This window comes from Bradyrhizobium sp. STM 3557 (assembly GCF_045571465.1).
Classification (GTDB): domain Bacteria; phylum Pseudomonadota; class Alphaproteobacteria; order Rhizobiales; family Xanthobacteraceae; genus Bradyrhizobium.
In genome coordinates, this window is record NZ_CP120697.1 from 593,061 (window position 1) to 605,476 (window position 12,416).

Here is a 12,416-nt window from a genome sequence, read left to right on the forward strand (position 1 = left end):
GCGCCGGCTGGCCCCAAGCACGGCCCGTGCTGGCCGCCGGCCTGCCGGATTCGGCAAAATTACCGCCGCTGGTCGATCGTGGCGCAAGTTCACGCATGGGATCGGCCGCGAGCCATGGCGGCCCCGCGGCGCTTGGCCACATAAGACAAGATTTCGGCGATGGCGCTGGCGCCCGCGGCCGCGACCGATATGACTGGAGGTCAACCGCGCCACCAGCGAGACGACCGGTGGGCATTGGAAGAGGTGCTGCACTCGGCGCGATCGCTGCCATCGGAAAGCGCCCGGCGCATGCCGAGCTCGGCCGCTTCATGGCGAATATCCACGCGGCGTGGATCGGCGCATTGCATTGGGTGCGCCGCTCTCCGCCACACGGTCAGATGTCATCCCCGCGAACGCGGGGAAACACCGCTATTGATTATTGATAAGGACTGGAGCTCCAGCTCCACTCTTGGACCGACTTGGGTGCTGATGGATCCCCGGTCGCGCTCACTTCATTCGCTTGCTCGGGACGACAATCGGGAGCGCAGCGAGCGAGGGCCATTCCGTCCAGGGCTAATCCCGCCCGAACTGGTGCCTCAGCTCGGTCTTGGCCCGTTCGAGCCGGTCGCGCTGGGGCTTCGGCAGCTTCTTGCCCGCGCGATTGATGTAGAACGTCAGCATCGACAGCGCAGACCGGTAGGCGCCGGCCTTGCGTCGCCTGCTCTGCTCGGCCGATCGCTTCAATGACGCAGCGATCTTCTTCGCGCTCGATTGCTTGAATACGCCCTGCTGCAGGTCGAGCGCATCGCTATGCTCGGTCACCTCGCGCGACCAGCGGCGCGATGATCGTGCTGCCGTTCGGCCGCGCGCCGCTCCCTTGGTGGCGCGTTTCCGTGCGGTGGTTCTGGTGGACGTCTTGCGTGTGGATGGTGCCGATCTACGCGATGCTGTGTTCCGGCCTGACTCGCTGCGTCCTGCTGACTTTCGAGCCGCTGCCATCTTTTTTTTGCTCTCCCAACGCCATGATTTCTCAAGGCAACGGCGGCGTCTCCTTCCCGTTCCCGCAAGAGGCTTTGCGGAACCGCAGGCCGAAGCCTGGCGTTGTCGCCTATGGCGGCATGTCGCCGCCGCATTGTGCGTTCAATCTCGGGGAACCCCGGGCTTTGTCGATGTGCACGTGAGCACGCGGCGGCCCTGTCAAACCGGTCAGTCTCATGGAACTCGGGCAGGCGTCCGCAGTCAACTATGGCGATGCCCTCGCCGCGCCACAATCCGGCCATTGCACGCAGCCGTCGGTGGCCGACGACATGGCCATAGACCCTGATATCATTGAGACCAGCATCCCCTTTCGGCTCGACGATCTCCGCTGGAGTGGCTTTCATACCCGCGTCGTGCTCGCGCTCGGCATCACCTGGGTGCTCGATGGGCTCGAGGTCACGCTGGCAGGCGCGCTCTCCGGTGCGCTCAAGGCGAGCCCCACGCTGCATTTCTCCAATCTGGATATTGGTCTTGCCAACAGCGCCTATCTCCTGGGCGCGGTGCTCGGTGCGCTTGGCTTTGGCTGGCTCACCGACCGCATCGGCCGGCGCAAGCTGTTCTTCATCACCCTTGCGCTCTATCTCTCCGCCACGGCCGCGACCGCGCTGTCGTGGAATGTTGCCAGCTACGCGCTGTTTCGTTTCCTCACCGGCGCCGGCATCGGCGGCGAATACACCGCGATCAACTCGACCATTCAGGAGCTGGTGCCGGCCCGCTATCGCGGCTGGACCGATCTTCTCATCAACGGCAGCTTCTGGCTTGGAGCTGCGATCGGCGCGGTAAGCGCCATCGTGCTGCTCGATCCCGCCGTGACCGGGCCAGATCTCGGCTGGCGGCTCGCCTATGGCACCGGTGCGGGCCTCGGCCTGATCGTGCTGGTGATGCGGATGTGGATTCCCGAAAGCCCGCGCTGGCTGATGGTTCATGGCCGTCCGAACGAGGCGCATGCGATCGTCGCCGAGATCGAGCGCAGCATCACGGGACAGGACCGCGAGCGGGGCGAGCGCGATCTGCCGAAGATCCGGCTGAGAATGCGCGATCACACCCCGCTGTCCGAAGTCATGACCACGTTGTTCGTAGTCTATCGCCAGCGTGCGCTGGTCGGGCTCGTCCTGATGAGCGCGCAGGCCTTCTTCTATAACGCAATCTTCTTCACCTTCGCGCTGGTCCTGACCGATTTCTATGACATTCCGGCTGATCACGTCGGCTGGTACATCCTGCCTTTCGCCGCGGGCAATTTCCTCGGCCCGCTGCTGCTTGGCCGTCTGTTCGATACGCTCGGGCGCCGCGCCATGATCACGTTCACCTATGGGGTCTCAGGCGTATTGCTGGCGCTGACCGGCTACCTGTTCTCGATCGGCGTGCTGAGCGCGCAGACGCAGACGCTTGCGTGGATGGTGATCTTCTTCTTCGCATCGCCCGCAGCGAGCGCGGCCTACCTGACCGTGTCGGAGAATTTTCCGCTCGAGGTGCGGGCGCTCGCGATCGCGCTGTTCTATGCCGTCGGCACCGGGATCGGCGGTGTCGCCGGGCCGGCGCTGTTCGGTGCGTTGCTCGACACCGGCGCCCGGGGCAGCGTCTTCGCAGGCTATCTGTTCGGCGCGCTGCTGATGGTGGTCGCCGCGGGCATCGCATGGCGCTATGCGGTGGCGGCCGAGCGAAAATCGCTGGAATCGGTGGCGCGTCCACTCGCAGTTATGGAGTAAGATGGCATGGCCCCTATGACCGAAGCGGTGGAGCAGCCGTTGCGCGATGAGATCGACAAAAGGCCGGAGACGGTGCCGGTGCCGGCGAGCCTGGTGCCGCATCTGAGCGAGACCGCGATCCTGCTCGACATCGACGGCACGCTGATCGAGCTCGCCGCAACGCCGCGCGAGGTGTGGGTGCCGCCGGGACTTCGCGAGACGCTGAACACGTTGATGCAGCAGACCTCGGGCGCGCTGGCGCTGGTCAGCGGCCGCTCGCTCAACGACATCGATCTGATCTTCGCGCCGGCGGTCTATCCGGCCGTCGGCGGCCATGGCGCGGAGATGCGGCTCAATCTCGGAGGTGAGCAGGGCGCGGTGCAAGCGCCGATGATGGACAAGGAATTGAAGCGCCGCTTGGCGGCGATCGCCGCGCTCAGTCCCGGCATTCTGCTCGAGGACAAGGGCTATTCGCTGGCGCTGCATTATCGGCTGGCGCCGCAGGCCGAGCGCGCGATCTACGAGGTCGTATCGCTGATTCGCGCCGAATTGCCGGAAGCTCCGATCGAGGTGCTGCCCGGCAAATGCGTCTGCGAGATCAAGCATGCCGGCTTCACCAAGGCGAGCGGGGTGCGCGAGCTGATGACGCGCGCGCCGTTCAAAGGCCGCAAGCCGCTGTTCATCGGCGATGACGTCACCGACGAGAGCGTGTTTGCGATCATGCCTGATTATGGCGGGCTGTCTTTCTCGGTCGGTCGCCGTGCGGAAGGAGTGGACGGCCATTTCGATGCGCCGAGCGACGTGCGCGAGTTCCTCGCCGTGCTCGCACGCGGCAATAAGACAGCGTCGCTGAGCTAATCGGCATCACTCACAAGGATATGTCAGCAATGTTGTCGTCGCGCCGATGTGAGGTGTGTGCAATTGGCCGCGACGTCACATGCAACGAAACGTGCGGAACTTGCCCGAGCAATCAGCGGGCATGTTGAAGCTGCGGCGGTTTCGCGTCGGTCGTGTGATTGCTTAGAAACATTCTTGCGTGGCGCGCGCTCAGATAACACCCCGGGTCCGCCTGAATTTGGTTTCATTTCGTTGAAAGGTTGTTCCGGAACCATATTGATGAATGGCTGTTAATCGGCAGTGACCATCAGGAGGGAGTTCCTGTGAACCTCGTTGTCGTCTCTAATCGCGTGGCGCGTGGCAAGGCCAACGAGCCCATGACCGGCGGACTTGCAGCGGCGCTGCTGCCGGTCGTGGAGAAATCAGGGGCGATCTGGGTGGGTTCCTCGGGAAGGGTGCGCGATGGCGCGCAAATGGAACCGATCGTCGAGGTTGAACAACTCGGCGCCGGCGCATTGGCGCTGCTCGATCTGCCGGCTGCACACTATGCCGGCTACTATGAAGGATTCGCCAACTCCGCGCTGTGGCCGGCGCTGCATTCGCGCAGCGACCTGATCCGCGTCTCGCACGACGACTACAATTCCTACCGCGAGGTCAACGCGTTCGTGGCCCGTGCGCTGATGCGCTTCCAGAAGCCGGACACGTTGTTCTGGATTCAGGACTATCACTTCCTGTCGCTCGGTGCCGAGCTTCGTGGGCTGGATGTCAAGAGCCCGATCGGCTTCTTCCTGCACACGCCCTGGCCGTCACGCAGCGTCATCGACAGTGTCCCGCATCATCGGGAGCTGGTGGAGGCGATGCTGGCCTATGATCTGATCGGCTTCCAGACTGCAGAGGATTGCGAGAATTTTGCGTCCTGCGTGCGCGTCGATCTCGGCCTCAAGATCCGCGACGGTGTCGTGAAGTCGCGCTACGGCCGCACGCGGCTCGCGGTATTTCCGATCGGCATCGATGCGGACAAGTTCGCGCAATCCGCCGCCAAGGCCGTATCGCATCCCGATGTCTCACGGCTGCGTCGCAGCCTGCATGGCGAGAAGCTTGCGATCGGCGTCGACCGGCTGGACTACTCCAAGGGCCTGATCAACCGCATCAACGCCTTCGATCGGATGTGGTCGATGCATCCGGGCCTGCTGCGCGGCGTGTCACTGCTGCAGATCGCAACCCCATCGCGCGAATCGATCGAGGCCTATGGCAATCTGCAGAGTGAGGTCGCGCGTCTGGTCAGCGAGGTCAACGGCCGTCATGGCGAGGTCGACTGGACGCCGATCCGCTATCTCAACAAGGGGTTCGGTCAGGGCGTGCTCGCGGGCCTCTACCGTACCGCGCAGGTCGGCGTGGTGACGCCGCTGCATGACGGCATGAACCTGGTCGCCAAGGAATATGTGGCCGCGCAAAGCCCGGTCGATCCCGGCGTGCTGGTGCTGTCGAAATTCGCCGGCGCCGCCGATGAGCTCGACACAGCGCTGCTCGTGAACCCGCACGACATCGACGGCATGGCGCGCACCATCGCGATGGCGCTGTCGATGCCGCTGAACGAGCGGCGCCTGCGCTATGAGGCGATGATGGCCAAGCTGCATCGGCATTCGATCCAGCAGTGGTTTGCCGACTTCGTCGAGTTGCTGCAGGACACCGAGATCGACGAGCCCGAGATCGAGCCGCTACCGGCCGCCGCTGCCGGGCTGTTGGCGCACAGTTCGGCGCCGCCCGGCGCGCGGTATCATTGAGCTCGTCTCTCGACACCAACAAAGGCGCGCACCGTGAGTTCGGTCCGCGCCTTTGTCATTGGTCCCGTGGAGTGCTCGTTGCCCCAGCGTTGCGCAGGAGCCATGGCAAGACCCTCGCTTTCGTATCACCCCAGGGCCGCGCTTAGTTGCAATACGACACCCCGTCCAGCACCGCGCATTGCAGCTTGTTCGGGGCGCTCGGATTCTCCATCGGCACCTCGCCTTTGCCCTGGCCGACGAATACGCCCTTGCCGACCACGACGGAGGCCTTGTTGCCGACGATGACGGTGTCATGGCCCTTCAGCCGGGAATGGGTGCCGTCCGGCCACAGGATGGCGTCGCCCTGGAAGATGCCCTTGCGGCCGTCGTCGCAGGTGACGTCGACACCCTGCCGGGTGCACTGGTCGGCACGGGCGGCGGCAAGGCCGGCCAGCAGAATCACGGCGGTCGCGACTAGGATGGAATGGGGGATCGCGTGTCGGATGGTCATTGCGTTTCCTACGTTGATGACGGATGGCGCCTGTACCTGCGGCTCATGGCGCAAATCAGTCCTCGCTCGGGCCCGATTGGCGGTTCGAGGGCCGGTCAAGCCAGCTTCTGAACGCCGGGATCGGTGCGATTTGCCCAATCCATCAAATGCTTGTTGGAATCTTGCCATGAAAGCGCTGCCGCCGCTTGCAAAACGCCGCCGACCCCGCCAAGAGAGGGGCCTTCGGAGAGATGGCCGAGTGGCTTAAGGCGCACGCTTGGAAAGCGTGTGTGCGGGAAACCGTACCGTGGGTTCGAATCCCACTCTCTCCGCCAGTAAAATGTTCTCCATCGTTCGCTATCGTCCGATATCCTAGCAAAATCAGCGATCTAGGCGGGGAGTTCTGTACTTGCCCGTTCACCGGTGTTCTCCTCAATCCGGCTCTCGACCGTAGGTTTTGCCCGTGGGTTCGGAGGACGGTCACCGGAGACACTATGACTGGCAAGCTCAAGCCGCTGGATATCCAGCGCGAGGAAAGGCCCGGCAAATATCCAGACGGGGACGGTCTCTATCTCATTGTGGCCGGGCCGACTTCGAAGAATTGGAACTACCGATATTGGTTCAAAGGCAAGGAGCGCTGGCTCGGCCTTGGTTCGCTCAAGGATATGTCCTTGAAAGACGCTCGGCTCGCGCGCGACGCAGCGCGCTTGCAGGTGCGAGTTGGTGTCGATCCCGTCCAGGAAAAGCGTCTGGCGCGCGAAGCGCAAAAGGCGGCTGTTAAAGCGGAGAAGGCGAAGACGTTCGAGGAATGCGCACAGGTCTATATTGACAGTTGCTGGACTGCTTGGAGCGAAAAGCATCGCAACCAGTGGCCTTCGTCCCTCAAGCGGTACGCCTACCCAACGATTGGCCATCTGACCATCCCGGAGATCAAGCCGAGCCACATCTACGAACTTCTTAGGCCAATTTGGATCGAGAAGCGCGAGACGGCTAATCGGGTGCGCGGTCGGATCGAAACTATCATCGCCAAGAACATTGACGTCGATGACAAAGATTTTCGCAATCCGGCAGAGCTTACGAAGCAGCTGCGTGAAAAACTCCCCAAGAGGCCGAAGCGGGAGGTGCGCCACCATCCGGCACTTCCTTACACGGAGATACAACGGTTTACGAAGGATCTTCGCGCCGCCACAGGCGTCGCAGCGGCTATGCTTGAGTTCGTGATCTTTACGGCCTGTCGTACAAACGAAGTTGTAGAAGCTCGCTGGTCCGAGATCGACCGATCTTCATCGACGTGGCGCATCCCCGGAGTACGGATGAAAATGGGCCAGGATCACTTTGTTCCGTTATCGGATCCGGCGATCGACATTTTGCGTCGCATGGACGAGACCCAGGGCGAGTTTATCTTTACAAATCCGGGCGGCGGGCTCTTCTCGGAGAATGCAATGTTAGCTGTGCTGAACCGCCTCGGCTACGGCCACGTAACGGTGCATGGATTTCGGTCAACTTTTGCAACTTGGGCCGAAGAGTGTACGGACTATGCCGATGGCGTTCGAGAGGCCGCGCTCGCACACAAATACAAGAGCGAAACGACAGCAGCCTACCAACGTGGTCAGAAGCTAGAGAAACGCCGTGCCTTGATGAAGGAGTGGGCCGACTTTGTCCTGCCGCAATGTCCAAGCGTTGTTCATCTTCGATCCCGCCCAGCCTTACTAGGGATGGATGGTTAGATTGCCAATCATCGACGTCTGAAACGACGGCTGAATTTCAGCGTCGTCCGCTCGCAGGGTCGCCTGTGTCGCCTAGAAGCTCAGTATCGGCCACCCGAGCTGACCAGAAATAGGAGCGATTGAACCAGAACAAGGCGACGGCGGCCGATCGTGGTCGTCTTGATCTGACCATCTCCAATCAATTCGTACAGCTTGGTGCGCCCGAGGCCTGTAGCAAGGCAAGCGTCTGCTATGGTGCAGGTTACGCGATGCGCGAACGGAATGACTGCGGCCCCCATGCTGGTTGATGCCTCGCTCGGATCTCGAGAACCGTCATCCCTTGCACTTGGTTGCTTCTTGCTAGACATAGCGGCGCTACTTCAACGGAGCCCTCCACGTTAGTACGGTCGTACGACGCGTCAACGGAAGCATTGGATAGAGCGGAGTACTAAAGCGAAAGTGCGACGACCCAAACGCCTTCCGGAGTACAAAGGGCGGCATGAGATTTTTTCGGTCGGTGCCCGGTCAAGGCAGCGTACTAGTCTGCTGGTCGACGGCCGCGGCGTAGTGGCTTCGGAGGGAGGGCCCCCCGCGGCGGCTCAATCAAGAATTCGGAAACGTGCACCGATAGCGTTCTTGCTAAACGGTCGAGCAGATCGACCGTCGGATTTTCCTCCTCTCGCTCCAAGCCACCAACATACGAGCGATCGATGCCCGCATCGAAGGCGAGCCTTTCTTGAGAGAGGCCGCGCTTCACCCGGATCCGCCGTAAATTCCATGCCACCAAAGCTCGCCCATGCATACTTGCATGCGCGCACTTAACGGGCTATAAAACCACTGGCTATAACCCGTTAATTGGGCCGCCGCACACTTATTGCAGGGGGCTCTCGGCTTGAGGTCGAGATATGGAAGACAACGTTGTCAGGCCGGGCGTATGGCCGATGGCTATCCCAGCATCTAGCTCGCGCGCCTCTGCTGGCGAGTGTGAGATGGCTGTAACAGCGATTGATTATGGCGGGCGGCTTGTAACGGTGATTAGCCGGCGTGTGAATCATTCGGCGTCAATCGGTGCACTGCAGAGCTCCGCATTCACGACGAATATTCGTGGAGGGTCCTTGAGCGATACCGTTTGGGAGGCGACGTCGTGGGTTGCCTCACTGCGAAACCACGCAAACGCAGTGAGCCGAGTTGTAAGCGCCATAGAAACGTCGGCCGTTTCAGGTCAAAAAATAGACTGACCTCGCTTCGATAGAGGTCTTATCTGATCGGCCTCTTAAAACCCGCTTGAGTTAAGCGTCAGAAGGCCGCGGTGCACATCTGCGCCCGATCATTCGAGTGATTGCTCCGAGGACACGGTCCGTTCGGTTTCGTGGTTCGTTGCATCAGATGAGTCAACGGGCTGATTTTTGTCCAGTTGACGCAAGACACTGCTCAGCAGTAGTTTCTTGTCTTCGTCGTGCTCGGGCTCGGCCTTTTCCAGTCCGGCTCGCTTCTCATCTTCACGCTTCAGCGCCTCTTGCTCCCAATAGGCTTTCAGCCCGTTCAGGCGCTCTTGGTGATGTTCGGGGATCTTGTTAAACGCGGGGTCGGGATTGCCCACAATGTACGGGGTAAAGCAGTAAGTCGCGTTTTCTTTGATGAACTCCTGGCAGAACGCTAGAACTGCGTCTGTATTTAGGGGAGCCTTCCCGTTGAGTGCATCTTCGGTCTCCTCGAGCTTTGGGGAAGGCCGCATATCAATCCAAAAGACAGGGTATGGGAGCCCTCCAAAAACGCCCTTCAGTGTGTGACGGCCTTCGAAAAAGAATCTTGGGGTGTCGTACCTGTACTCGTGAGGTTGAGTTCTGACCGCATGAACGAGGATAAAGGCGAGCTCAACAGAGATTACGAGCCGGCGAGGCGTAGAAAGTTGTGATAAGCGAAACCCGGTATCAATAGCAGGGCCGATGAAATCCCTAGTGAGATCGGGATTCGGTTGCTGCGAATAATATTCGCTCAGCAGCGCGAGATTGCTGAAAACCTCATCATCGTCTTGGTCTCCGGCCGCGCCAAGTCCTTGCACAGAGGAACGAAATATCACCTCTGCATTGTGAACGGGAAAACCAGCGATCCAAGCAGTCGTCTTCAAATCAAGCGATTTGAATTGCTCCTTCAGTCGCGTTCTGTACGCACTGACGGTCTTGATCCAAGCGTTCAGGGTTGTGAGAGCTTCGCGATGGTCATCGAGTTGCTTTGTGTAAATCAGTTCGTCACCGACACTTTTCCATAACTCAGGTGCGCGCCCCGTCGGCCAGCCGACGTCTTCGGATAGGCCGACGCATATTGCCCACTCCCTCGCAAAGGTGCGTTCAATAGCTCTGTAGAATTGAGCGATAGGTGAGAACCAGGGTTCGGCGGGTCGGGGATCGGAGCCTTCCGTAGAACTCTTCTCAGCTCGCCTATCTTTGGCGGCTTGCTTGAATGCCGTCGAACCGACGATATCCACGCTGAGGAACAGACGGAGAGCCGAGCTAAAGGGACCGCCTTCCGTCATGAACTCAGGCTAGCCCAAACCCACGAACTGGGCACGAATGCGTGCAGCTTCAATAGACACGCCAAACTCATCCGCGAGAAGCGGGATCACTCCCCTATGCGCGTGGTACCGCTCCGTAAACTGGCCAGCCGGCATCAAGAACCCCGCAGCGAACCAGTTGGCTTCCCACTCAACGCGACCGGTGCCGTAACGCTGAGCCTCAAGTCGCTCAATTTGCGCACCGTTTTGCCGCGCATAGAGGTAATGGAGAACGTAGTGACCGAGCTCGTGTGCAATCGTGAAGCGATCTCTTGCTGGCCCAGTGTGGGCCGCTAGAAAAATCTCAAAGCGCGCAGGGCCATCAATGCGGATTGAGCCAGACGGAATCCGATTGAAATCAAGTACGTTCTGAATGCGAATGGTGCCGCCCATCCTCTCGACGATGGGCTCTAACGCAGCGCCAGGCCGATACCCAAAGTGGGAGGCCACTTGTGACGCGAAGCTGTCGACGGCGGATTTGGCCAAGCCGCACTCGGTGGGCGCGCTATAGCTCATGAAACGGAAGCCCTTTGATCGAATCAGCTGCTAGCATCAAATGTCGATTAGAAATAGTAAATTTCCAGCGAATTGCAATGATTTCAACGGATTTTCGGAGCCCTTCTGCCGCTTCCGCGACCGCCGCTGCTCGAGTGCTTGTCGTTTTGACGCGTCAGATGCGCCACTATGCTGGTGCAAGGTTCGTGACATTCGCCATCTTGATCTCTTGCTGATGGATGGTGGTTATGCATGAGCATGGCGCGCCTACCATGCACTTAATATCATTGGTATTTTCACGGGATGCCGCTCGGTAGGGGACGCCAAATGGGGACGGTCGCGCGTGAAAACTTGTGATCCTCACGCCTGACCAGACTTGATCACGCGCAGTCTTCCAGCTGCACGGCAGGAGACCATGTTTCCTTTCTCCCACGCTTTGAGCTCGTCAACTGGATAGAGGATTGCTTTCCCAATTTTGACGAAGGTCGGCCCCACGCGAGTGGCTCGCCAGTTGCGCAATGTCCCGACGCTCACCGCTCCGCGGTAGCGTTCGACGACTTCCTCGGCGGTTAGATATTGCGAGCCGTCCATTGCCGCACTCCCGATCACGCTGACCAGCCTCACCGCCCAGGCGGTGAGCTCGTGGGGGTTGCGCTATAGTGTTCACGGTAAGCACGCGCAGCGCCGATCATGGATCGGCCTTTGTTGACTTCAGGCCGAGGAGCTTCTTGCAGTCCCTCTCCAGTTCGCTCAAAGCCTCCCTCATGAGCTCGAGCCTTTTCCAAGGGCGCTGCCGGCTCGGCTCAATTCCTTCTATGAAGGTGGTCAATGGCTCAAATGATTTTCGAAAATTTGGCTCACTCCATCTTTCGAGAAACTCGGAATAGCTTATGCAACGGGGTTCACTTTTCGATCGCAATGTTTCGCCCATGCTGCGTTGCTGCAGGTTGAATATTTGCGAGTCTTCTTCGCTTTTTATGTCTTGCAATTGGTCAAGGGGAAATCCGCTGAGGTTGCGATTCACCTCTCGCATCCGCGCGAAAAATGCTTCCTTATCGTCCTCCTTATCGAATAGCTCAAAGCTAAGTTTTTCCTCAAGAAGTCCAGTCCAACAGAAATATCGCGAGAACAAGTAAATCGTGCTGGGAAAGAAGTAGTCGTATTGGATGGACCATTGGGGGTTAACTCGTTGTCTCACCTTTGGCGACAGAGCCAGGTAACCCTGATGATCCAGTATGTTTTCCAGTCTGTTCTTCAAGTCGGTGACCGCGCTAGGGATGGGATTGGACCAGCGCGCCACTTCATTTCTTATTCTATCTTTCTGGGCAGTGCGCTCGGTTAGCTGGTTCTTGAACTCCTCTAGCTGGCGATCAGATTTGGCTTTTAGATCAGACTTGAATGTCTCGACCTGCTGGTCGAGCGCGGATTTGTGATTCTCAACCTGTAGCCCAAGCCAGTGCTCAATTCCTTTCGATGCGATCCAACCCAGTGCGGCAACAACGATTGCGGTGCTGGTAAGTGTCTTGATGAGACCTGTCCAATCAATCATTTCCTTTCCTTTCGAGAGAGACTTATACTGGCGAAAAGTCGCGGGAGCCTCTCAAGGTAACACAAAGCGCGCGATATGGCTGTGGGCGGCTGTGTCCGCTGAGGTACAAAACCGACGATGAAGGTCCAAACCGAGCGAGGTCCGGTTTATCCCCAAGAGCCGCGCGGCGAGAGTTCACCGCTTTCTCCGGTGTTGGGTCAAATTGCGGCTCGGCCGATGCATTACGGACTTCCGCATTCGATCGAATTCCAGCAAGATGACCGAGCAACCAAATCGAGGCTGCGCGAGCAACCTGTAAGACTAACGCAGGTCAATTGCGCAAA

Annotated in this window: 12 protein-coding genes and 1 tRNA gene; 6 read left to right on the forward strand and 7 right to left on the reverse strand. The window is 59.6% G+C overall.

Annotated elements, in window-relative coordinates:
* Positions 1-552: 552 nt before the first annotated feature.
* Positions 553-978 (reverse strand): DUF3175 domain-containing protein, encoded by a 426-nt coding sequence (locus tag P6U24_RS02710; RefSeq protein WP_407157670.1) that lies wholly within the window; start codon positions 976-978, stop codon positions 553-555.
* A gap of 215 nt (positions 979-1,193) precedes the next feature.
* On the opposite strand from P6U24_RS02710, the gene P6U24_RS02715 reads away from it, so the two are divergent.
* The 3 genes from P6U24_RS02715 (at position 1,194) to P6U24_RS02725 (ending at position 5,323) form a co-directional block, all read left to right on the forward strand.
* A complete protein-coding gene (locus P6U24_RS02715; RefSeq protein ID WP_407157671.1) occupies positions 1,194-2,723 on the forward strand; it encodes an MFS transporter in 1,530 nt (509 codons plus the stop codon).
* A 6-nt stretch (positions 2,724-2,729) separates the two neighbouring features.
* On the forward strand, positions 2,730-3,560 hold the full coding sequence (otsB, locus tag P6U24_RS02720) for a trehalose-phosphatase (protein WP_407157672.1): 831 nt from the start codon (positions 2,730-2,732) through the stop codon (positions 3,558-3,560).
* A 302-nt stretch (positions 3,561-3,862) separates the two neighbouring features.
* Complete coding sequence (locus P6U24_RS02725; protein ID WP_407157673.1) at positions 3,863-5,323, forward strand: trehalose-6-phosphate synthase; 1,461 nt, start codon at positions 3,863-3,865, stop codon at positions 5,321-5,323.
* Between the two features lie 142 nt (positions 5,324-5,465).
* Here P6U24_RS02725 and P6U24_RS02730 read toward each other — a convergent pair whose 3' ends face one another.
* Entirely contained in the window at positions 5,466-5,813 is a 348-nt protein-coding gene (locus P6U24_RS02730; protein WP_407157674.1) for a hypothetical protein, read from the reverse strand.
* A gap of 224 nt (positions 5,814-6,037) precedes the next feature.
* On the opposite strand from P6U24_RS02730, the gene P6U24_RS02735 reads away from it, so the two are divergent.
* The 3 genes from P6U24_RS02735 (at position 6,038) to P6U24_RS02745 (ending at position 7,806) form a co-directional block, all read left to right on the forward strand.
* Positions 6,038-6,127, forward strand: a tRNA-Ser gene (locus P6U24_RS02735).
* 159 nt (positions 6,128-6,286) lie between these two features.
* The gene (locus P6U24_RS02740; RefSeq protein WP_407157675.1) at positions 6,287-7,519 is read left to right on the forward strand and encodes a tyrosine-type recombinase/integrase; all 1,233 of its coding nucleotides are present in this window, start codon (positions 6,287-6,289) and stop codon (positions 7,517-7,519) included.
* A 119-nt stretch (positions 7,520-7,638) separates the two neighbouring features.
* On the forward strand, positions 7,639-7,806 hold the full coding sequence (locus P6U24_RS02745) for a hypothetical protein (RefSeq protein ID WP_407157676.1): 168 nt from the start codon (positions 7,639-7,641) through the stop codon (positions 7,804-7,806).
* Positions 7,807-8,036: 230 nt separating this feature from the next.
* On the opposite strand, the gene P6U24_RS02750 is transcribed toward P6U24_RS02745, so the two are convergent.
* From P6U24_RS02750 to P6U24_RS02770, 5 genes are all read right to left on the reverse strand, one after another.
* Positions 8,037-8,300 carry a helix-turn-helix domain-containing protein gene (locus P6U24_RS02750; protein WP_407157677.1) on the reverse strand — a complete coding sequence of 88 codons (264 nt, stop codon included), beginning with the start codon at positions 8,298-8,300 and terminating at the stop codon, positions 8,037-8,039.
* A gap of 525 nt (positions 8,301-8,825) precedes the next feature.
* Positions 8,826-9,983 carry a hypothetical protein gene (locus P6U24_RS02755; protein WP_407157678.1) on the reverse strand — a complete coding sequence of 386 codons (1,158 nt, stop codon included), beginning with the start codon at positions 9,981-9,983 and terminating at the stop codon, positions 8,826-8,828.
* 57 nt (positions 9,984-10,040) lie between these two features.
* A complete protein-coding gene (locus P6U24_RS02760; protein WP_407157679.1) occupies positions 10,041-10,565 on the reverse strand; it encodes an ImmA/IrrE family metallo-endopeptidase in 525 nt (174 codons plus the stop codon).
* Positions 10,566-10,904: 339 nt separating this feature from the next.
* On the reverse strand, positions 10,905-11,135 hold the full coding sequence (locus tag P6U24_RS02765) for a helix-turn-helix domain-containing protein (protein WP_407157680.1): 231 nt from the start codon (positions 11,133-11,135) through the stop codon (positions 10,905-10,907).
* 97 nt (positions 11,136-11,232) lie between these two features.
* Positions 11,233-12,093 carry a hypothetical protein gene (locus P6U24_RS02770; RefSeq protein ID WP_407157681.1) on the reverse strand — a complete coding sequence of 287 codons (861 nt, stop codon included), beginning with the start codon at positions 12,091-12,093 and terminating at the stop codon, positions 11,233-11,235.
* Positions 12,094-12,416 lie beyond the last annotated feature (323 nt).